The organism is Asticcacaulis aquihabitans (assembly GCF_032490435.1).
Classification (GTDB): Bacteria; Pseudomonadota; Alphaproteobacteria; order Caulobacterales; family Caulobacteraceae; genus Asticcacaulis.
Map to the genome: position 1 here is coordinate 1093917 of NZ_JAVGWM010000001.1, position 22494 is coordinate 1116410.

Sequence of the window (22494 nt, forward strand, 5' to 3'; positions counted from 1 at the left end):
CGTCAAGCCTTCAGCAGCTTAAGACGGGCGGATGTGCCGGCGGACGATGACGGGGCGATCCAGATATCGAACTCACCCGGTTCGGCCTGCCAGCTCATGGAAAGCCCAACAAACGCCAGGTCGGCGCGGGTCAGGGCAAAGGTGACGGTCTTGCTTTCGCCCGCCGCCAGATCGAGATGGCGCACGCCTTTCAGCGAACGGATCGGCTGAGTCACCGAGGCGACACGGTCGCGGATATAAAGCTGAGCCACCTCATGCCCGGGACGCGTGCCCGAATTGGCGATGGTGACGGACACCGTCACCTGACCCGCCCACGGCAGGCTGTCGGCGCTGAGCTGCGTCGGTCCATAGGCGATGCGGCCATAGGTCAGGCCGTGGCCGAAGGGATAGAGCGGCTCGAAGCTGGCGTCGCGATAACGCGTGCGATAATTGACGTCGGTTTCCGACAGTTGCGGCCGCCCGGTGGTGCGGTGGTTGTAATAGAAGGGTTCTTGACCGGACTTCTGCGGGAAGCTGCACGGCAGGCGGCCCGACGGACTGTGATCTCCAAACAGAAGATCGGCAACGCCATTGCCGGCCTCCGAACCGAGGAACCAGGTGCACAGGATGGCCTGGGCGTTGCGGACGGCGCCATCTAGCGCCAGCGCGCGACCATGGCTGAGGACGACAACCACCGGCTTACCCGTCGCCGCCACGGCTTCGGCCAGGGCTTGCTGCGCCGCCGGCACGGTGATTTCGGTGCGCGACTGGGCCTCTCCCGACATTTCCTGGCCTTCGCCGATACACAGCACCACGACGTCCGCCGCCTTGGCCGCAGCCACGGCCGCGTCGATACCGCCGGGGATGGGCGCGTCGATGTCCGCGCCCTTGACCACGTTCAGATTGCCGTCACCGACAATGCCGCGCATGGCCATGGCCACTGTGGTATCCTTGCGCGTATCGGGGAAGACGACCCAATAGCCGTTGAGTTGGTTCAGGTCGTCGGCCAGCGGCCCGATCAGGGCGATCTTCTGGCCGGTCTTCTTTAGGGGCAAGACATCGCCATCATTCTTCAGCAGGACGCAGGCGCGCCGGGCGGCTTCGCGCGCCAGGGCCAGGCTTTCCGGCAGGCGCATTTGCGTTTGCTCGCGTTTGGCGTCGAGCGAGCGGTACGGGTTATTAAACAGGCCGATCGCCTGCTTGACGCGCAAAACGCGGCGCACGGCCTCATCGAGCACAGCCATCGGCACCTCGCCGCTGCGGACCAGGTCGGGCAGGTATTTCATGTAGATACCGGATTGCATGGACATATCGCACCCGGCCAGAATAGCCTTCTTGGCGGCGTCGCGGCCATCGGCGGCGAAGCCATGCAGGATCAGTTCTTCTTCGGACGTGAAGTCGGACACCACAAAGCCCTTGAAGCCCATTTCCCCACGCAGGATGTCGGTCAGCAGACGCCGGTTGCCGGTGGACGGCACGCCGCCGATGTCGTTGAACGACGACATGACGGATAATGCCCCGGCGGTAATGCCCGCTTGGAACGACGGCAGATGGGTCTGACGCAGGGTTTGTTCGGTGATTTCGACGGTGTTGTAGTCCATGCCGCCTTCGACGGCGCCATAGGCGGCAAAATGTTTCAGGCAGGCCAGCAGCGAGGTCTCGGCCTTCAGGTCGTCGCCCTGGAAGCCCTTGACGCGCGCGGCGGCGAACTGACAGGCCAGCCAGGTATCTTCGCCGGCGGCTTCGGCCGTGCGCCCCCAGCGCTGGTCACGCACCACATCGACCGCCGGGGAAAAGGTCCAGTGCAAACCGCACGCGGTGGCTTCCAACGCGGCCACACGGTTGGTGCGGCGCGACAATTCGGGATCGAAGCTCGCCGCCTCGGCCATCGGGATCGGGAAGACGGTCTTCATGCCGTGAATGATGTCTGCGGCGAAGATAAGGGGAATACCGTGCGGCGAGGTTTCAACCGCGGCCTTTTGCAATTCGCGCCCCAGCGCCACGCCCATGCCGTTGAACAGGCCGGTGATCTTGCCCGCCGCAATATCGGCCAGCATCTGCGTCTTGGGCACGCTGGCCACCGACGGATTGAAAGTGGCCGCTTCGGTGCGCACCGGATCGCTGTACAGGCTCAGTTGCCCAGCCTTTTCCTCGAGCGACATCTTAGCGATCAGGCCGTCGATAAAGGCATCCTTGGGAGCGGCGAAGGCGGGAGCAAAGCCCGAGGCCACACCGGCAATGGCCAGGCCGGACACGGCCCCGCCCAGAAAGCCACGGCGCGACACCCCGGCCTGTACGCGAGAATTTGACATAAAAAACGCCCGAAATTTTGGAATAAAAAAGGGGGGAAAACAAACCGCTCTCCCCCCAGCAAAGTTACTCAGTCACCAGGATACTAAAGACTTACCACTTGTAACGCAGACCGACCTGGAACGAACGGGCCGAGCCGGTGGTATTGTTGTCACCGGCGCCGGTGGCACCACTACCGCCGTTGAAACCGCCACCCCAGCCGGAGTAGGTCCGATTCACTGAATCGAACAGGTTATAGACCTGTCCTTCAAGCGTAATCGTCTGACCGCTGGGCAGTTCGAAGTCCTTGGAGATACGCATATCGACGTTCTGGTAAGCGATCTTGTCCTTCGGATAGATGCCGCCCGGAATAATGCGAAGCGCCGGCCCCGTATTATCGATGTAATCGAACGGCGCCCCGGAAGCCAAGGTGACGAAGGCCGAGACCTGGGTATCCCATGGGCCATCGACAATGCCGGTACCGACGAAGCGCCACTTATCGACACCTTCCGCACCGTGCCATCCGGAGTCATGCGGCATGGCATAGTCGAAGATGAAGCGATCATTGTGACCGGTGGCTTTCGCGTCCGTCAGGGTCAGGGTACCGCTGTAGCCATAGTGCGAAGAGCGGGTATAGGGCTTGTCCACCGTCAGATAGATGGCTTGATACTTGGCCTGCTGATCGTTGGTCGAAATGATCAAGTTGCCATATCCAGGCAGGCCATAAGCCCACGGCTGGCACGCGTATTGCGGACCATACTGACACCAAGAACCATCAGGCTGACGGTTGCCCAGCACATAGCTGAACATGTTCTTCGAGTTGATATCCGCCAATGTCAGGCTCGTGGAGATAGCGCCAAACTGCTTGCGCACACCGATATTGAACTGATCGGAATACGGCACCTTGGTTTCGTTATTCAGAGCGAAGATTTCGCCCTTTTGACCCGTCGCCTTAGCCGCCGCCAACAGAGCTGTGTAGTCTGTCGCATAGGCGGGGTTCCACGCAATGGTGTGATTATCGGGCGGCGTCGTACCCGCAGGCACCACGTCGAGTGTTACGATGTGCAACTGAGTGCGGCGTGTTTCCAGTTGCGCGTTATCATATATGGACCGGTCGTAGTAACGGCCAAAGCCGCCAAATACGACCAGATTGCGATCGCCGCGAACATCATAGGAGAAGCCCAGACGCGGTGCAAAGGCACCGGTGAAGGACTTACGGTTATGACCATTGCTGATGTAGTCTTCCGGATTAAATCCGCCATTCTTGAAGTTGGTAAAACTGCGGAGTGCCGCAGCGACTTGCGGATCGGTTACGAACTTGTTGTTCAGCATGTTGGTCTCATAGTCCCAACGCACGCCGAGATTTAACGTCAGGTGCTCGTCAACCGTCCAGTCGTCCTGAATGAACAGCCCCCACTGATTATTCTTACTTGTCAGGCGCGGATCACCATCCGAAATGATGAGGCGTATTGGGACGTTGCTGGAACCACCGTACGTATAGTTATTTGCTGCGTACTGAAATTCCGGGACAAAGTGGTCAGCTTCGTTGGCGATATAGTTATAAAGCGCCAGCTTTACGCCTGCTTTGATGACATGCTGTCCGTGCCAATCAATACCCGTAAAGGTCATGTTGTTTCGGAAGGTTAGATTTTCCTGAGCCTTTTCCTGAGCATAGGACAGACCACCCAAGGTCGCCAGAACGTCGAAAGAACCACCGCCCTTGACCAGAGCAATTGCCGGATCGGTCGAGAGCGGCGTGTTGCGCCAGTGGTAGGACTGGTACTCAACCGCCATTTCGTTGAGAATATTTTCCTCACGATACTTCCAGGAGATAGAGCCCTGACGGACATACTGGTTCTGCGTATTCCAGCGTGAGTGCGCGGCGGTGGTGCCTGCGCTGCGCAAATCATCCTCTTCCCGATCCTGAAGGGCGAGGTCAATGGTATTGGTATCATCCGGCGTCCAGGTCAGCTTGCCGAAATATAGGTCTTCGGTGAAGTCCTTCGGGAATGCCCCGTTTTCAGCCTGCAACGCCGTGGCCAAAGATTGCGGAATGAATGTAGATGCAGATGGCATCAGGATGGCGTCGGTGGGACGCTGGTCCTTGCGGTGTTCATAGGCGGCGTAGAAGTGCAGCACGTCCCGGATAATCGGACCACCTATGTCAGCGCCATATTCCGTGTTCTGATAGTCGCCTTTGGGGGTATCACGCTGAAACTTCGGCTGACCGATCATGTCCTTGGACTGATAGGTCGCAAAGGCGCTGCCATGGAATTCGTTACCACCGGTCTTGGTTACGGCCGAAATGATGGCTGTACCGGCCTGCTCATATTCGGCCTTGAAGTTCTGGGTCGAAACCTTGAATTCCTGGATGGCGAGTTGGGGGAACGGATTGCCGCGCGAACCGTCCTGGCCCATCGTGCCGCCCTGCAACACCTGGTTCTTCTGGCTTTGTCCATCGATAAAGACATTGACCTGATTGGAATAGGTGGCGCCACCGCGAAACTGCTTATTTTCAGCATCGGCGCTCACCGACACACCGGGGGCCAAGGCCGCGAAGTTGAGGAAGTTACGGCCATTCTGAGGCAGGCTGTTGATCTGGGTCTGCGACACGCTGGTCGCAACTTCAGACGTGCGCACTTCCTTGCGGCGGGCCGTGACCGTAACAGTCGTCGTCGGCTCCGGCGCGGCAGCGGCGTCGAGATCGAGCGTCGTCGTTTCGCCCACGGCCAGCGTTACAACTTCGCTGGCAGCGCCAACAGCTATCTTATAGTTGCCCGGGCGCAGACCGACAATAACGTAGGTCCCATCAGCTCGAACCGAAGCTGAAGTCTTGGCACCGGTATTGGTGTCGGTCGCTGTAACCTGCGTACCGGCCGGGGCGCTGACGACGTGGCCCTGAAGGGTCGAGGTATCGGCGGCGAACGATGGCGAGGCAACAACCAGCGCCGCCGACAGGACGACTATGGAAGCGCTTACAGCCAAACGCGATTTTGAAAACTTAATCATTACTCTTCTTCCTCCACACTATTGTGTAAGCTTGTTTTAGATGCCGCAGCCTCGCCTTTGGCTTGAGGCCACTCTGTGTATGCTTCGCCGGTCAGACTTTCTTACTGCTTTCCCGAATGACCAATTCGGGAGAAATCACTATGCGCTCGGCCGATGGCGCACCGCTCGGTCGGGCAAGCGCCTTGACCAGCAGTTCCAGACCCTGCCGACCCAATTCATAAACACCTACCCTAAGCGTGCTGAGGGCCGGCTGGACGAAGCGTGCGATGGGCACATCGTCAAATCCCAAAACGGCAATATCGTCCGGCGCCTTAAGCCCCGCCTCTTTCAGGGCGAAGAGCGCGCCGACCGCCATCATGTCGTTGCCTGTAAAGACGGCGTCAGGCCGTACATCGGCGGCCAGCAGGCGGCGCATGGCCTGAAATCCAGAATCCTCACCAAAGTCACCGGCTTCGACCGCGCTCCACGCCACGTGCGTGCCGGCCTCGGCCACCGCCGTCTCGAACCCGCGCTGGCGCTCGCGCGCCTCGTAATTGGTTGCCGGACCGCTGATGTGTGCCAGCCGCGTGCAGCCCTGGCGGATGAGGTGATCGACCGCCATACGGCCGCCGGCGAAATTGTCGACGGTTATCGAGCCAGAACTGCCGTCTCCGATACGGCTGGCAATGGTGACGAGCGGCAGGCTGACCGGAAGGACCGCGCCCATATCCTGCGAATCGACGAAAGGCGACATGACCAGAAGCCCATCGACACGACCGGACATGGCCATAACCGCCACGCCCGCTTCCCGGATATCGCCGTGGGAACCCGACACCAGCAGATGCAAGCCGTGCGCCCGCGCCGCGACATCGACGCCGCGAATGATTTCGGAAAAGAACTCGCCGTGAATGTCGGGCAGCAGCAGGCCAATGGTATTGGTGCGATTCATGGCCAGCGCCCGCGCACCGCCATGTGGGATATAGTGCAGCCGGGCGGCGGCTTCGAGAACGCGCGTCCGCACACCTTCGGCCACATTGTCGAGGCCGTTTATGGCGCGCGAAGCCGACGCGATGGAGACGTCCGCTTCCTTGGCAACATCCTTTAATGTGGCGCCGCGCATTGACCGAAATCACTCCCGTTATTTATGCCATTTTCATGCCGCAATTCGAGCCATTCATGAAAATTCTGTCATATTTGGGCCACCCGTAACCGCTTACACCTTGATTGTCAACGCGTTTGTAAGCGCTTACACAAATTCAGACAGATGTCCGACAAATAAAAAATGCTAATGAAAACAACTAAATATGAAAATGTACGGTAAGCTGAGGCATGTTGATGACCGCCGTTGGACGCCATAATCCGCCGATACAGTGGCCAGCGGGTTACACCATCAAGACCTAAAGCGGCGGGGCCTTACAATAGCGGGCGATGAAGTCGGCATGGGTCGGCATGCCATCGGCATATTCGTTTATGACCTCTTCGATATCGCGCAGATAGGCGGCAACCTGGTCTTCCGGTATCATGTCCACCATCGGGTCGTAACGCATATCGAGCCCCTGCCCCAACAGGACCTGAACCCAGCTTTCCTCATGGAACAATTCGGTGGCCGAATGCTTGAAGAAGCGGGCCGACGACCGGAAGAGGTCTATGCGCTGCGCCAGGGAGTCCGGGATCTCCATATGCTTGAGATAGGCCCAGTACGGCGTATCCTCGCGATCCGTGACCTTATAGTGGGCGATGATGAAATCGCGGACGTCGCGATATTCGAAATCGGTCTGGGCGTTATATTCGGCAATGTCACGCGCGTCGAACGACGAACCGGGGAACAGGGCCAGCAGGCGCAATATGCCGGTCTGGATCAGATGGATGCTGGTCGATTCCAGCGGCTCCAGAAACCCACCGGACAAGCCGATGGCGACGCAGTTCTTTTCGAACGCCCGCAGGCGCTTGCCGGGACGGAACCTGACCTGACGCGGATCGGCCAAGGCCTGGCCATCCAGATTCCTGAGCAAGGTCGTGGCGGCTTCGTCATCGCTCAGATAGGCGCTCGAATAGACGTGACCATTACCGATACGATGTTGCAATGGGATGCGCCATTGCCAGCCCGACGCTTGGGCGGTGGACCGGGTATAGGGGGTTAGACTTCCCGAGATATCACCCTCTAAGCGCCCATGTGCGCACGGCACGGCATAGGCCCGGTCGTTAAGCAGCCAATGGTTCCAGTCTTCGTAACCGACACCCAACGCCTCTCCGATCAAAAGCCCGCGCATCCCCGAACAGTCGATGAACAGATCCCCGCCCACCGTCTGGCCGCTTTCCAAAACCACAGTGTCGATATAGCCGGTGTCTGGCCGCAGCACGACCTGGGTGATCCGGCCTTCGATGCGCCGCACCCCGCGCCGCTCCGACAGGCCGCGCAGGTGGCGGGCATAGAGGGAGGCGTCGAAATGATAGGCGTAGTCCATATCCGACATCGGCGGGGAATCGTCGGGACGGCGGATATTGAACCGGTTGCGCCGCGCCGCCAGCGTGTTGAGCGCGTAGTGGTCGAAATCCTTAGCGCCCCCCTTCGGGAACATTTTCAGCCAGAACTGATGGGTATGCAGCCACATGAGATCGACGCCGATCTTGCCGAAGCCGTGGATGTAGCTGTGCCCCTTGTCACGCCAGTTGACGAATTCGATGCCGAGCTTGAACGTGCCCTGCGTCGCCTTCAGGAACGCGACCTCGTCGAGGTCGAGCAACTGGTTGAAGACCTTGATCGCCGGGATGGTCGCCTCCCCCACCCCGATCGTGCCGATGTCCTCGGATTCGATCAGGGTAATCTGGAAGCGCCCGAGCAGCAGCTTGGACAGAAGGGCCGCGGTCATCCATCCCGCCGTGCCACCGCCGACAATGGTGATGGTCTTGATCAAGGAAGTCTGCACGACCACGCCCCTATCTATCAGGCCTTAAGTTCAAACGTCGCCGGCGTACCGCCCGTGGCCGACGGCGCGACCCAGACGTCGAAGCGTCCGGCTTCCGCTGCGGTTTTGAGGTTCGGATGCACAAAGGCCAGATCGGCGGCCGTCAGCTCGAACGTCACCGTAGCGCTCTGACCAGGCTCTAGGTCAAGGTGCTTGATGCCTTTCAGAGCTCGGATCGGCTGGGTCATGGAGGCCACCTTGTCGTGGATGTAGAGTTGAGCCACTTCGTGCGCCCGGCGCGCGCCAGTATTGGTCACGGTAGCCGTCACCTGGATCGACCCGGTCAGGGTCAGGGTGGCCGTCGATACCGCCGTCGCGCCATAGGACAGGGTGGAATAGGTCAGGCCGTGCCCGAACGGATACAGCGCTTCATTGGTCACTTCGCGATAGCGCGACTTGAAATTCTTGTCGTCGGTGATCTGCGGGCGACCGGTGATGCGGTGATTGTAATAGAACGGCTCCTGGCCGGAAGCTTGCGGGAAGGACACCGGCAGACGGCCCTGAGGCGCGAAGTCGCCGAAAACCAGATCGGCGACGGAATGGCCTTCTTCCGAGCCAAGGAACCAGGTGCACAGGATGGTCTGGGCATTCCTGACCGCGCCGGTCAGCGCGATGGCGCGGCCATGCTTGAGCAGAACGACGACCGGCTTGCCCGTGGCGGCGACCGCCTCGGCCAGGGCCAGTTGCGGCGCGGGCACGGAAATATCGACGCGCGACTGCGCCTCACCCGACATGTTGCCGGCCTCACCGATGGCCAGGACCACGATGTCAGCCGCCTGGGCGGCCTTGACCGCAGCGGCGATACCGCCATCGATCGGGGCTTCGACATCCGATCCCTTGACCACCGTCAGTCGGTCGCCCAACACGGCGCGGAAGGCGGGCTCCAGCGGCACGCATGAGGCCACGTCGGGGAAGACCGCCCATGGCCCGGGGCAATTTTCCTTGTCGTTGACGAAGGGCCCGATAAGGGCAACCGTCTTGCCAGTCTTGGGCAGTGGCAACAGATTGCCTTCGTTTTTGAGCAGCACGCACGACTTGCGTCCGGCCTCGCGGGCCAAGGCAATGGTGTCGGCACGGCGCACATCGGTCTGCTCCCGGCCCAGATCGAGCGAACGGTAGGGATTGTCGAACAGGCCCAGCGCCTTTTTGACGTACAGCACACGGCGCACAGCCTCATCCAGCGTGGCCATCTTGACCTTGCCCGACTTCACCAGCTCGGGCAGGTACTTGATATAGAGACCCGACTGCATCGACACATCGCAACCGGCATTGAGCGACTTCGCCGTCGCGTCGGCGCCGTCGGCGGCATAGCCGTGCAGGATCAGTTCTTCTTCGGAGGTGTAGTCCGATACGACCAACCCTTTGAAGCCCCACTCCCCGCGCAGGATATCGGTCAGCAGGTAATGATTGCCGGTCGACGGCACGCCCGCAATGTCATTGAACGACGACATGGTGGTGATAGCGCCGGCGTCGAAGGCGGCCTTGAACGGCGGCAGGTGCACTTCGCGCAGGGTGGTTTCGGGAATATCGACGGTATTGTATTCCATGCCACCCTGCACCGCGCCATAGGCCGCGAAATGCTTCGGACAGGCCAGCATGGTACGATCGTCCTTCAGGTTGTTGCCCTGGAAGCCCTTAACGCGGGCAATGGCCAGCTGGATGCCCAGCCAGGTGTCTTCACCCGAGCCTTCGGCGACGCGGCCCCAGCGTTGATCGCGCGCCACATCGACCATGGGCGCGAAGGTCCAGTGAATGCCCTTGGCCGTGGCTTCCAGCGCCGATGCACGCGCGGTGCGCATGGCCAGGTCGGTATCGAACGAAGCGGACTCGCCCAGCGGAATCGGGAAAGTCGTCTTGAGGCCGTGAATGATATCGCCGCCGAAGATCAGCGGGATCTTGCTGCGTGACTGCTCGATCGCCACCTGCTGCAATTCGCGGCCACCGGCAACGCCGATGCCGTTGAACAGGCCGGTGATCTTGCCCGCGGCGATGTCGGCCTTGACCTTTTCCTTGGTCTGGGCCTGTTCGGAGGTCGGGTTGATCGGTGCGCCGTCAAAGCGGGTGGAATCGCCGTACAGGCTGAGCTGGCCGGCCTTTTCCTCGACCGTCAGGCTCTTGATCAGCTTCTCGATGAAGGGATCGGGCGCCGGTGTCACCTTGGCGAAGCCGGGAGCGGCGACCGGCACCAGGGCGGCCGTGGCGACGGCGCCTTTCAGGAAAAATCGGCGGGAGGGGTTAAAGGCGTTCATTGAGCGTTACTCCTGTGAATATAATTAGCCCTTCACGCTGCCCGCGAGCAGACCGCGGACATAGTGGCGTTGCAGGGCGAGAAAAAGCAGGATGACCGGTGCGATGGTGACCGTGGCGCAGGCCATCACCATACCGGAATCCTGAATATGTTCCTGCGACAGCGAGGCGATCGCCAGCGGCAGGGTGTAGTTGTGATCGTCGGACAGGACGATGAGCGGCCAGAGAAAGTCATTCCAGGCCATGAGGAAGGTAAAGACGCCCAGGGTCACGATAATCGGCGACAGGTTGGGCAGGACGATACGGCGGAAAATCTGCCATTCCGATGCGCCATCGACACGGGCCGCCTGAAGCATTTCGTCAGGCAGGCTGAGCGCATATTGCCGCACCAGGAAAATGCCGAACAGCGAGGCCATGAACGGCACAACAACCCCGCCATAGGAATTGAGCAGGCCCAGGGTCTTCAACTGGAAAAACAGGGGCAGCATGGTCAGTTGTCCGGGGATGACGACGAGGGCCAGCAGAAACTGGAACAGCTTTTGCCGCCCGCGGAACTCCAGCTTGGCGAAGGCATAACCGGCGGTGACGTTGAAGATGAGGGACAGACACGTGGCCAACGACGAAACCAGCAGAGAATTGACCAGGAACCGGCCCATGCGCTGATGGGCGAACAGCTCCGCGTAATTGGCCAGGGTCGGATCATGCGGGAATAGCCGCGCCGGAAAGGCGTTGGCTTCGGCTTCCGGCATGAAGGACATGGAGACCATCCACAGAAGCGGGAAGCTGGCGGCCAGGGAGGCAACGACCAGAAGCGCGGTGACAAGGACCTTTTCCACGGTCAGGCGGGGCATCGTCATGCGAACACCTCCTCGCCCTTAGGCCGCAGGAAGCTAAGCCCGATCAGCACGGCGAACAGGATAAAGGCGGTGGCCGAGGCGTGGCCGAGGTTCCACCACTTGAAGCCATCCTGATACATGAAATACAGCAGCGACACGGTCGATTGCGCCGGGCCGCCCTGGGTCATGACATAGGGCTCCGCGAACAGCTGAAAATAACCGGCGACGGTCAGCAAGGCCACCATCCACAGGCTGGGGGCCACGCCCGGCAAGGTGACGTGGATGAAGCGCTCCCACGGCCCGGCACCATCAACGCGGGCGGCTTCGTACAGGTCGTCGGGGATGCGTTGCAGCGCCGCCAGAAGGATCAGCATGTTGTAGCCGAAATTCTTCCACACCGAAAACAGGATGATCGCCGGCATGGAAAAATGCGGGTTGCCCAGCCAGTCGATGGGGCGAAGGCCGATGACGAGCAGGAACTGGTTGAGCCAGCCATACTGCGCGTCCAGCATGTAGCGCCAGATGACGGCGGCGGCGACCAGTGTGGCAACATAGGGGGCGAACAGGGCCGTGCGGAACACAGGCTTGAGCCCGACGCCGGGCACATTGAGCGCCATGGCCATGCCGAGCGAGACGATGATCGACAAAGGCGCACCGACCAGAGCGAAATAGCAGGTATTGCCGAAGGCCTTCCAGAACAGGGGCGTGTGGAGCAGGTTGATATAGTTGTCCAGACCGATGAAGCGCAGGTTTTTCAGATCGGCCATGGCATAGATGTCGAAATCGGTGAACGACATGGCCAGCGCGCCGAAAACGGGCACCAGGAAAAAGAGGGCCAAGACCAGCATGGCCGGCAGTACGAAGACATGGCCCGGCGCCAGATCGCGCAGCAGGGAGCGGATCGCGGTCATGCCACACCCCGGGTTTCCAGAAGCGACCGGCGTTTGGCCAGGGCCCGCCAGGCGAATTCGTCGAGCGATTTCAGGGCAGCGTCCAGCGTGGTAAGCCCGCGCACCACGCGTTCCAAGGCCGCCCCCATCTCATTGGCGATCCGCTCCCATTCGGGCACCTGGGGCGGCGGACGCGTTCGGTTCAACTGGTCAAAGAAGGTCAGCGACCGCGCATCGCGCATCAGGCTGGTCAAATGCCACGCCCCCCGGTCGGCGGGCAGATCGCTGGTCTGCTGGTAAAAGGCGGCCGCCTGTTCCGGTGCGCACATGTACTGAATGAAGGCGAAGGCCTGATCCGGCTTGCGCGACGTTTTCGGTATGCACATCGACACGCCGCCGGCGGAAGACACACCCGGCCCCTTGGGTCCCGGCAGGGGCGCGGTCGCCCATTTCCCTTGCATGTCTGACGGCAGGCGGCGGGCGAATTCCGCCAGATTCCACGGGCCGGTGATGATGAAGGCAAAATCGCTGCGGGCAAAGGACGAATAGACGTCCGTGACTTCCGAATGGGTCAGCCGGTTGGCGAAGCCGCGCGTATACAGGGACGCAGCATAAGCGAAGCTGTCGCGAATGCTCTTCTGACGGAAACCGCCCCGCGTCGCGCTGTCCATCAGGATCGGTTCGTCCGCCTGAAGACAAAAGGCGACCAGGGGTTCGTATTCAGCGAACGGCATGAGGAGCCCATATTTGCCGCCGCGCCGTGCCCCAGACAGCGCCGCCAGTTGCTCATCCCAGCCGCCCCAGGTCTTGGCCACGCTGCTGAACCCGGCCGTGGCCAGAAGGTCCTTGCGGTAGAACAGCAGACGCGTATCGACGTACCACGGAACGCCCAGTATGTCGTCGCCGACCGTCACCGCCTTACGCGGACCGTCGAAATAGCGGTCGAGGTTGATGGTGCTGTGCGCCAGGCGCGCATTGAGCGGTTGCAATGCCCCCAATGCCGCAAACTCGGCGATCCAGGTATTCCCCAGCGCCACCACGTCGGGCAAATTGTCGGCGGCAAACGCGGTCAGCAACTTTTCATGCCCGGCGCCCCACGGCAAGGCCTGGACGCGGACCGGCATGTCGGGATGCAAGGTTTCGAAATCCCGGCCAAAACGGTCGAGCGCCTCACCTTCCAGGCCCATCGCCCAGATACGCAAGGGGCGCTCCGGCCGCGCGCAGGCCACCGGCGTGGCGGCCGCAAGGGACGCCAGAGCCAGTCCAAACCTGCGCCGGTCGGTATGCATCTAGGTGTTCAACCAATGGCCGGAAGCAGCGACCGGTTCGAACCCAGCCGCCAGGAACGCCTTGCGAACCAATGGACCGGTCGTGGCGCTGCGGTTGAATATATCCCAAACGAAGCCCGAGCGGTAGTTTTCCAGGCCGATCAGGATCGCGCCCTGATCGATGCCGAGATAATCGTTCGACACCCAGCCCGCCTTGGCCGTGTGGATGCCCGTCTTTGACGGCAGGTCCGACGGAAAACTGGGGTTAAAGGCATCCAGGAAGCCATACTTGCCATACAGGGCACTGCCGTACCGATCGATCATCGCCTTGATGGCCGGCACGCATATATCCGGCGCGAACATGACCGAACCGGCCGCGGCGGTGGGCGCGATAGTGCCGTCGTCCAGCCCCTCCTTGTCACCCGTCTGTGGTCCGCGCGCACTGTATTCCTGGAACTGGACCTCACGGCCGTTGACCATGCCCTTGACATAGGCCGGCCCACGGCAGGCGGTCAGACCCCATATATCGGCGCCGTAATCCTTGAAGCCGCCCGGATTCTTGACGGCATAGTTGCGCTGCGCTTCGGTGGCGCGCTTCGAATTGATGAAATAGTCGATGCCCTTGCCGCGCATATAGGCGTCGGCAATGCCGCGATAATCGTACCAGCCGTGCGAATACTGATGCCCGAACATCGGCGCAAAGCCCAGGTGCGGTTCGCCGTAATTGTCGCCCCACGTATTGAGCGTCGCCATCCAGGATTGCCAGGCCTTGGCGGGCAAGGGATGGGTCGGCGACGCCATGCCGAGGTGATAGACAATCATGCCTTCGTTGTAGCGATCCCAGTTCCGGTTGATCAGGCCCTGCGCGTCGTGGTCGCGCATACCGCTTTCGGGATGCCAGCCCATACTGACCAGCCCCGACTCGCGCGCCAGGAAGGTCCAGTCGACCCGCTCATAGATCTTGCGCGCCAGGTCACGAATTTCGGTTTCGATCGCATTACCGCCGTCGAAGAAGCCGGCCGCCGTCAGCACCCCACCCAGCAGCAAAGCGGTATCGATACTCGACAGCTCGACATTACGATAGCGCAGGCCGCTGTCCATATGCAGAAAATGGTAGAAAAAGCCCTTATGGCCCATGGTACCGCTGGTGTCCGGCCCCTGCGGCCCGTTCCAGAAGGTGCGCAAGGTGATGCGTGTGCGTTCGGCGGCGTCGAAGCGGCTGACATAGCCGTTCTTCGTGCCGATACAATAGGCGGTAAGCGCAAAGCCGGTCGCCGCGATTGAGCAGAAATCCGGATTGGGCCAGTTGTCCGGCGCAAGGCCGGTGCGGGCGTCTGTCGTATCCCAAAAATAATTGAAGGTACGTCTGTGCAGATCGGCCAGTTGCGGGTCGAAGTCCGTCGTCTGCGCCTCCGGTTTTTTGGCACAGGCCGCCAAACCAACGACAGCCCCCGTGGCGAGCAACAGATTGCGACGACTAATCATACCTTTTCCCTGTACTACAGACGGCCCAAATTGGACCGGACAGCGGCCCTTACTCGGCCTTATATGCGAACTTGGGTCAAGGCTGTAAACGCTTACAATTTTCTTGTCAACGCCGATATATGCCGTTACACACGAACAAAAGTGCCCAGATTAAAGCCCGGTAAAGGCCCGTTTAAAAAAAGGAAATGGGGGTTATGTCGCTGCGTTTTCCAGACGGATTCCTGTGGGGATGCGCCACCGCCGCCTATCAGATCGAAGGCGCGCCCGATGCCGACGGCAAGGGCCCCAGCATCTGGGACCGTTACGCCCATACCCCCGGCATGATGGTCAATAACGACACTGGCGACGTGGCCTGCGACCATTATCACCGCTTCCGCGACGACATCGCCCTCATGAAGCGGCTCGGCATGCAGGCCTATCGCTTCAGCCTGTCCTGGGCGCGCATCCTGCCCAATGGCACGGGCGATGTGAACCCAGCCGGCCTCGCCTTCTATTCGGATCTGATCGATGAGTTGCTGGCCAACGAAATAGAGCCAATCGCCACCCTGTTTCACTGGGACCTCCCGGCTGCGTTGGATGATCGCGGCGGCTGGCTCAACCGCGACAGTGCCGACTGGTTCGCCGACTATGCCCGCGTCGTGTTCCAGGCCTTCGACGGCCGGGTGAAAAAATGGGCCACGATCAACGAGCCGTGGGTGGTAAGCGACGGCGGCTACCTCAACGGGACCATAGCGCCCGGCCACCGCAACCGATACGAAGCCCCCCTGGCCTCACATAACCTGATGCGCGCCCATGGCGCCGCGGTGAAGGTCTATCGCGAAATTGGCCGTAATGAGATCGGCCTGGTCGTCAATATCGAACCGAAATATCCGGCCAGTCCATCCAATGCCGATGTCGCCGCCGCCCGCCGCGCCGCCGCCTACATGAACGAGCAATATCTCGACCCCGCCCTGCTGGGCACCTATCCCGTTGAATTGCGCGAGGTCTTCAACGGCGCCTGGCCGACGCACGATCCGGCGGATTTCGACCTGATCCGCCAGCCGGTCGATTTTATTGGCATCAACTATTATACGCGCGCCGTTGTCCGCCATGCCGACGACGCTTTTCTCCAAGCCGCCGTCGTGCATCAATCCCAATCGACCTACACCGAGATGAACTGGGAAGTGTTTGCGCAAGGCTTGACCGACACGCTTCTGTGGGTCCGCCAACGCTATGGCGATATCCCGATTTATATCACCGAAAACGGTGCCGCCTTTTACGATCCGCCCGCCGCCCACGACGGGCGAGTCCGCGACCCCCTACGCGCCGACTACCTGCAAAAACATTTGGCGGCGGTGCACGACGCCATCCAGCAGGGCGTAAACATAAAGGGGTATATGGTGTGGTCCTTCATGGACAATCTCGAATGGTCGCTGGGTTACGGCAAGCGGTTTGGCATCGTCCACGTCAATTTCGACACGCTGGAACGCACGCCCAAGGACAGCGCCCTCTACTATGCGCACGTCATCGCCAGCCATGGCGAAATCCTGTCCAAGCCTCTTTAGGCTCGCCCTCGCTCAGGAGGTCCGCCCGCCAGGCTTCAGGCGGACAAACGCCTGGCCGCCGGCATCGAACAGATGGGCGTCGGCAGTCGCAAAATGCAGGGTCAGGGAGTCGCCGTGCTGCACCTGATGATCACCGGGCAGGATAGCGCACACGGCGGGTTCGACGCCAGTCATCAGGGCATAGACGGACTGCGAACTACCCAGCCGTTCGACCACATCGACCGTTACCGGCACGGCATTGGCCGAGCGCCCGTTGCCGAGCGATTCGGGCCGTATCCCAAGGGTGACCGCATCGCCGATCCGCGCGGCCCCCGCATCGACGGCCGCCGACACCAGCGCACCCGATGCCAGCCGAACCTTGACCGCCGTCTTGCCGATCGCCGCGATCTCTCCGCCGATCAGGTTCATGCGCGGCGAACCGAGGAAACCGGCGACGAACAGGTTGCACGGCGCGTGATACACCTCCAGCGGCGTGCCGATCTGTTCGATGCGCCCGCTATTCAGCACCACGATCCGGTCCGCCAGGGTCATGGCCTCGACCTGATCGTGGGTGACATAGATCATGGTCGTCGCCAGTTCGCGGTGCAGCCGGGCGAATTCATGGCGCATATGGACCCGTAGGCCCGCATCGAGGTTCGACAGAGGCTCATCGAGCAGGAAGAGACGCGGCTGGCGGACGATGGCCCGGCCGATGGCGACGCGCTGGCGCTGGCCACCGGACAGGGCCTTGGGCCGATAATCGAGCAGGCTTTCGATACCGAGCAATTGCGCCGCCTGCGCTACGGCCACCTTAATTTCGGCCTCAGGCTTGCCCGCCATGCGCAGGCCAAACGCCATGTTGTCGCGGACATTGAGATGCGGATAGAGCGCGTAGGATTGAAACACCATGGCGACACCGCGCTGGGCCGGCGGATCGTTGAGCGCGCTGCGGCCATCGATGCAGACATCGCCCGCCGACGGTGGCTCCAGTCCGGCGATAATCCGCAACAGGGTGGATTTCCCGCACCCTGACGGACCGACGATGACCAGGAATTCGCCATCCTGTATGGCCAGGTCGATGCCGGTCAGAACGCGCTGCGTCCCGAACCGTTTTTCCAGCCCCGTCAGTTCGACATTCGCCACGTTTACCGTCCCTTTCGGTCAGATTACGCGGACGCCACATCATTCACAAGCACATGATGCTATCAAATCAAACTGTTGGAGTTGCACGCCCTCAGGGCGCGACCTCGACGGTCAGGCTATAGCTCCAGTTGCGCGGATCGGACATGTCCCCGTCCAACCATTTGCGGCTCATCTCGATGACATAGATGCCCGGCGTCTGAAACACGACCTCGCCCTTCCCGCCCGCGGCGCTGTCGGCGCTGAAGGCATAGCTGGAATCGGCATATTGGTCGCCGCCGCGCGACACCTTGTAGGTCACGCCTGACAGCGGTTGACCGTCGAAGGTGACAATAAAGTCGAAGGCGTTGCCGCTGAACAGCCGGCTGGGGTGCGTCACCGGTACGATTTCAAGTCCCTTGCCCTCGGCCGGCGGCAAGGTGTCGGACGGCTTCTTGTACGAGATATAGCTGTCGGCGCGCATCATGCTCTTGACCGTGACCGTCTTGGCATCGGCCGGAATGGCCTGAGACGGTGCCTGAGCCTTTGCCTCAGTCTTTGCCTCAGTTTGCGGGCCAGGTTGCGCCGGGGTTTGAGCGGGGGTTTGGGCCACGCCCTCCGCGGGCTTGCCCTGACCACCTGGACCGCCAGGTCCACCTGGGCCGCGCACCGGACGCCATTGGCCATCGACCTGCATCATCTGCATGGTGCGCATTTCGCGGTTGCCGGTCGTCAGCCGAAACGTGCCTTCATGCGGCAGGGCCGATTCAAACAGGGTCACCTCTTTGAACGTAACACCCTTGGCCGTGGTGACCACGCCGGAACTGTCGATCAACTGGAAGGCATCGATCTTGAGCGCGCCTTCGGGCGTGAAGACGTTTTCCGAGGTCGCCGCCTGGGCGGTGACATAGGCGTCGGTCGGCGCGAAATTATACGGCAGGATGTAGCTCGTGCGCGCCTGCGCCGAAACGGCGGCAAACGCGAAGACGACAGCAAGACCAGTGAGCAGCGGTTTGAACATGCGGCGGATTCCCTGAAACAGTCGCGCGAGAATTAATGCAAACTATTCGCAATTGCAAACCCTATCCTGCCCTCTGCCGACCTTTTTACGCGTTGCGAGCACCAATATCACAAATTGCGAATTATTCTCAAAAATGACCGCGTTGCGATTGACTCTGAGAATTATTCTCATTATCGCAGATCCATCATTATCTGAGGAGACTTCCATGCGTATTGCGTTGCTTACGTCCGCTTCCCTGCTCTGTCTGGCGCTTGCCAATCCATCCTATGCCATTCCATCCTATGCCAGCCCAATTCTCGCCGAATCGGCTGGGGCGCCTGCTACGACCGACGCCACCACCGAAGTCACCGTCATCGCAACGCGGAGCGAGAAAAAGGTCGACGATGTGCCCGCTACGGTCAGCGTCATCACCGCCCACGACATGGAAGACCGCATGGTCACCGACATCAAGGACCTGGTCCGCTACGAACCGGGCGTCTCCGTGCGCTCTGCGCCGTCGCGCTTCACCGCCGCTGGGTCCAATACCGGTCGTGACGGCAATTCGGGCTTCAACATTCGGGGCCTGGAAGGCAATCGCGTCCTGATCCAGATCGACGGCGTGCGCGTACCGGACGGGTTTGCCTTCGGCGGCCAGTCGGTCGGCCGGGGCGACTATGTCGGTCTGGACCTGCTGAAATCAGTCGAAATCCTGCGTGGTCCCGCCTCTGCCCTCTATGGCTCCGACGGTGTCGCCGGCGCGGTCAGCTACACCACGAAAAACCCCACCGACTATCTCAATCCGGATCAGCATTTCGGCGGCCAGGCCAAGCTAGGCTACAGTTCCGCTGACGACAGCTGGAGCAAGGGCCTCGTCTTTGCGGCGCGGAACGACAGCGGATGGTCTGGGATGCTGGCCTTTACCCGCCGCGACGGGCATGAACAGGCAACCCACGGCAAGAACGACGCCCCCAACATTACCCGCACCAAGGCCAATCCGCAGGACATCGATTCCAATGCCGTGCTGGGCAAGATCGTCTACCAGCCGTCAGAGGCGCACCGATTCCGCCCGACACTCGACCACCTCGACGCGGTGGTCGATACCAATGCGCTCAGCGCCGTCGCCGTTCCGCCCCTGGCGAGCACCAGCGTGTTGGCCCTGACGGCCCACGACACAACCGATCGCGACCGCGTCAGCCTCGACTACCGCTATGTGGGGACCGGCCTTATCGACAGCGCCTTCGTGGTCGTTTACGGCCAGACGAGCAAGTCCAGCCAGAATGCCTTCGAAGATCGCAATACTGCCGCCGACCGCACGCGCATCAATGATTTCGACAATAAGGTCTATGGCGGCACTGTCGAACTGACCAGCCGCTTCGATACGGGCAGTGTCACACATAACATCGTCTATGGCGGCGATTATTCCAAGACCCAGCAGGAATCGTTGCGGGACGGCACCGTGCCCCCGGCGGGCGAAGTCTTCCCGACCCGCGCCTTCCCCAATACCGATTACGAACGCGGCGGCCTGTTCATTCAGGACGAAATCACCCTGGCCGATGGCCGTCTGTCGCTGTACCCCGCCCTGCGGTACGACAGCTACAAGCTGACGCCCAAGCCTGATGCGCTTCTGACCTCAGCGGCCAATGGACAGGACGGCAACCACGTTTCGCCCAAGGTGTCCGCGCTCTGGCGCCTCACGCCGGACCTGTCGGTCTTCCTCAACTACGCCGAAGGGTTCAAGGCCCCATCGCCCAACGAGGTCAACAACGCCTTTGCCAATCCCATCGCCAACTACAAATCGATTCCCAATCCCAACCTGAAGCCGGAGACCAGCCGCTCGCTCGAAGGCGGCGTGCGCTTCGGCGGCCGCGCCTGGAACGCCGGAGTCACGGCCTTCACCAGCCAGTACAAGAACTTCATCGACCAGATCATGATCGGGGGCGCCTTCACCCCCGCCAATCCCGCCATCTACCAATATGTCAACTATAGCCGGGCCGAGATATCGGGCGTCGAAGCCAAGGCCGCCGTAAGGCTAAGTCAGACGGTCTCCCTGACTGCCGCAGGATCCTTGACCACCGGCACCCAGACGACGCTGGGCGTCGCCAGACCCTTGGCCAGCATCGATCCGGCCAAGGTGGTGGCTGGCCTTACCTATCGCGCGGCTACCGGAAACTATGGCGGTGCGCTGTCCGTAACCCACGCCGAGAAAAAGACCGCCGCCCGCGCCGGCATCACCTGCACGCCGTCGTGCTACCTCCCCGATGCCTTCACCACGCTTGACGTCACGGCCTTCTGGAACGTCACCGACCGCGCCACCGTGCGCGCCGGTGTCTTCAACCTGACCGATGAAAAATACGTCTGGTGGAGCGACGCCCGCGGCCTGTCCAGCACCTCGACCGTCATCGACGCCTATACCCAGCCGGGCATCAATGGCTCGGTTTCGCTCAGCTACCGCTTCTGATCCTCACATCGCGAGACACGTCATGAAATTCCACCCTTTAAGTTTGGGCCTGCTCATCCTGCCCTTCGTGGCCGGGACAGCCCTGGCTCACTCCCCCTATCTCAAGCCCAATACCTTCACGGCCGACGCCCGGCTCGACCACGTCACGGTCGAAGCGGCCTTTGCCGAGGGCGCCCTGCGACCGGAAATCGCCATGAAGGCTGACGGCTGGGCCGTCATCGCGCCGGATGGCACCCGCACCGCGCTGACGCCGGCCGCCGCGCTCAAGGACGCCACCTTCCTGGAAGTGCCGCTCCCGCAGGACGGCACCTACCGCATCACCAGCGGCGAACGCATGGGGCGCATCGCAAAGGCGGGCCTGAAAGGCGGCGCCTTGCGTTTCATTGAAGGCAATGAAGGCGCGAAGGACGGTGAAACCCTGGTCGATGTCCAGAGCGTCACCCGGGCCGACGTCTATGTCACCCGGGGCAAGCCCAGCCCCGCCGGCAACCCAACCGGATTTGAAAAGGGCGTCGAAATCCATCCGACAACCGCACCGAACGATATCTATGCCGGCGAAGCCATCATCCTAACCGTCCGCGATTCCGGCACGCCTGTCGCGGGTGCCGCCATCACCGTCATGCGCGACGGCGACATGTACGAAAGCCAGAAGACACCCGAGCTGCAACTGACCAGCGATGCCAACGGGGCATTCCGTTTCACCCCTAAAACGGCCGGCCTCTACCTGGTGCAAACCCGCGTGCGCAATGCCGCTCCCGGCAACCCCAATCTGTGGATCAGCCACACCGCTACTCTGACACTGGAGGTTCTCCCGCAATGAAAACCCTGATACTGCCCCTCACCGGCTTTGGCCTGCTCACGGTTCTGGCCCCGCTGTCGCCCGCCATGGCCGCGCCGCACGCGATCAGCGCCATGATCCGCGACTATGACACCAACCATGATGGCAAGGTGACGCGCGACGAATTCGACGCCGAACGCCGCGTCCGCTTCGACCGCACCGACGCCAATCACGACGGCGTTCTCAGCGATGCCGAATATGTCGCGGAATTCGAAATCCGCCTGAAGGCCGATGTCGCCAAGATCGCCGATCCGGAAAAGGCGAAGGAAGAGTATGATCGTGAAATGCGCCAAGCCTATGTCCGCTACGGCGTGCTTGACGCCAACCATGACGGCGCCATGACATGGGACGAATATCAGGCGTCGGGTCACGCCATGTTCGACCGCCAGGACCGCAACCACGATAAGGTCATCGACGAGACCGATCGCCGGATTCTGGAACAGGAAGAAAAGGACCACAAGGGCGACGATTTCATCTCGCCGTAAGGCCGTGACAGCTACGCCCGCAAGGCCCCTGCTCTCCCCGGCAGGGGCTTTTTCATGTGCCGTCGGCTACAGCAAAAACTGAGTCCCGCTTATACCGCCCTGCTTGCGGGGCGGTATAAGTCA

At 61.3% G+C, this 22494-nt stretch carries 15 protein-coding genes; 4 read left to right on the plus strand and 11 right to left on the minus strand.

Going from position 1 to position 22494, the window contains the following annotated elements:
- Positions 1-2: 2 nt before the first annotated feature.
- The 9 genes from RCJ00_RS05260 to RCJ00_RS05300 all read right to left on the minus strand — a co-directional run bounded on the left by RCJ00_RS05260 (position 3) and on the right by RCJ00_RS05300 (position 14948).
- Positions 3-2291 carry a glycoside hydrolase family 3 N-terminal domain-containing protein gene (locus RCJ00_RS05260; protein ID WP_316220694.1) on the minus strand — a complete coding sequence of 763 codons (2289 nt, stop codon included), beginning with the start codon at positions 2289-2291 and terminating at the stop codon, positions 3-5.
- A 91-nt stretch (positions 2292-2382) separates the two neighbouring features.
- Positions 2383-5277, minus strand: a complete 2895-nt coding sequence (locus RCJ00_RS05265) for a TonB-dependent receptor domain-containing protein (protein WP_316220696.1) — start codon at positions 5275-5277, stop codon at positions 2383-2385.
- Positions 5278-5368: 91 nt separating this feature from the next.
- Positions 5369-6376 carry a LacI family DNA-binding transcriptional regulator gene (locus RCJ00_RS05270; RefSeq protein ID WP_316220697.1) on the minus strand — a complete coding sequence of 336 codons (1008 nt, stop codon included), beginning with the start codon at positions 6374-6376 and terminating at the stop codon, positions 5369-5371.
- 277 nt (positions 6377-6653) lie between these two features.
- Entirely contained in the window at positions 6654-8183 is a 1530-nt protein-coding gene (locus RCJ00_RS05275; RefSeq protein WP_316220698.1) for a tryptophan halogenase family protein, read from the minus strand.
- Between the two features lie 17 nt (positions 8184-8200).
- Positions 8201-10471 carry a glycoside hydrolase family 3 N-terminal domain-containing protein gene (locus tag RCJ00_RS05280; RefSeq protein ID WP_316220699.1) on the minus strand — a complete coding sequence of 757 codons (2271 nt, stop codon included), beginning with the start codon at positions 10469-10471 and terminating at the stop codon, positions 8201-8203.
- 24 nt (positions 10472-10495) lie between these two features.
- On the minus strand, positions 10496-11326 hold the full coding sequence (locus tag RCJ00_RS05285; RefSeq protein WP_316220700.1) for a carbohydrate ABC transporter permease: 831 nt from the start codon (positions 11324-11326) through the stop codon (positions 10496-10498).
- Entirely contained in the window at positions 11323-12216 is an 894-nt protein-coding gene (locus tag RCJ00_RS05290; RefSeq protein ID WP_316220701.1) for a carbohydrate ABC transporter permease, read from the minus strand. The genes RCJ00_RS05285 and RCJ00_RS05290 overlap by 4 nt, the downstream gene beginning before the upstream one ends.
- The gene (locus RCJ00_RS05295) at positions 12213-13484 is read right to left on the minus strand and encodes a sugar ABC transporter substrate-binding protein (protein WP_316220702.1); all 1272 of its coding nucleotides are present in this window, start codon (positions 13482-13484) and stop codon (positions 12213-12215) included. Before RCJ00_RS05295 ends, RCJ00_RS05290 begins: the two co-directional genes overlap by 4 nt.
- Positions 13485-14948 (minus strand): glucoamylase family protein, encoded by a 1464-nt coding sequence (locus RCJ00_RS05300; protein ID WP_316220704.1) that lies wholly within the window; start codon positions 14946-14948, stop codon positions 13485-13487. It lies immediately after the preceding gene.
- Positions 14949-15142: 194 nt separating this feature from the next.
- On the opposite strand from RCJ00_RS05300, the gene RCJ00_RS05305 reads away from it, so the two are divergent.
- On the plus strand, positions 15143-16492 hold the full coding sequence (locus RCJ00_RS05305) for a GH1 family beta-glucosidase (RefSeq protein ID WP_316220705.1): 1350 nt from the start codon (positions 15143-15145) through the stop codon (positions 16490-16492).
- A 12-nt stretch (positions 16493-16504) separates the two neighbouring features.
- On the opposite strand, the gene RCJ00_RS05310 is transcribed toward RCJ00_RS05305, so the two are convergent.
- Together RCJ00_RS05310 and RCJ00_RS05315 are read right to left on the minus strand one after the other, a co-directional pair.
- Positions 16505-17614, minus strand: a complete 1110-nt coding sequence (locus RCJ00_RS05310; RefSeq protein WP_316220707.1) for an ABC transporter ATP-binding protein — start codon at positions 17612-17614, stop codon at positions 16505-16507.
- 91 nt (positions 17615-17705) lie between these two features.
- A complete protein-coding gene (locus RCJ00_RS05315) occupies positions 17706-18611 on the minus strand; it encodes a DUF4198 domain-containing protein (RefSeq protein WP_316220708.1) in 906 nt (301 codons plus the stop codon).
- A gap of 205 nt (positions 18612-18816) precedes the next feature.
- On the opposite strand from RCJ00_RS05315, the gene RCJ00_RS05320 reads away from it, so the two are divergent.
- The 3 genes from RCJ00_RS05320 to RCJ00_RS05330 are packed head-to-tail and all read left to right on the plus strand — an operon-like array spanning position 18817 to position 22371.
- The gene (locus RCJ00_RS05320) at positions 18817-21048 is read left to right on the plus strand and encodes a TonB-dependent hemoglobin/transferrin/lactoferrin family receptor (RefSeq protein WP_316220709.1); all 2232 of its coding nucleotides are present in this window, start codon (positions 18817-18819) and stop codon (positions 21046-21048) included.
- 22 nt (positions 21049-21070) lie between these two features.
- Positions 21071-21868, plus strand: coding sequence for a DUF4198 domain-containing protein (locus RCJ00_RS05325; RefSeq protein ID WP_316220710.1), 798 nt, complete (start codon positions 21071-21073; stop codon positions 21866-21868).
- Positions 21865-22371: an EF-hand domain-containing protein gene (locus RCJ00_RS05330; RefSeq protein WP_316220711.1), complete on the plus strand. Its 507-nt coding sequence runs from the start codon at positions 21865-21867 to the stop codon at positions 22369-22371. The genes RCJ00_RS05325 and RCJ00_RS05330 overlap by 4 nt, the downstream gene beginning before the upstream one ends.
- Positions 22372-22494 lie beyond the last annotated feature (123 nt).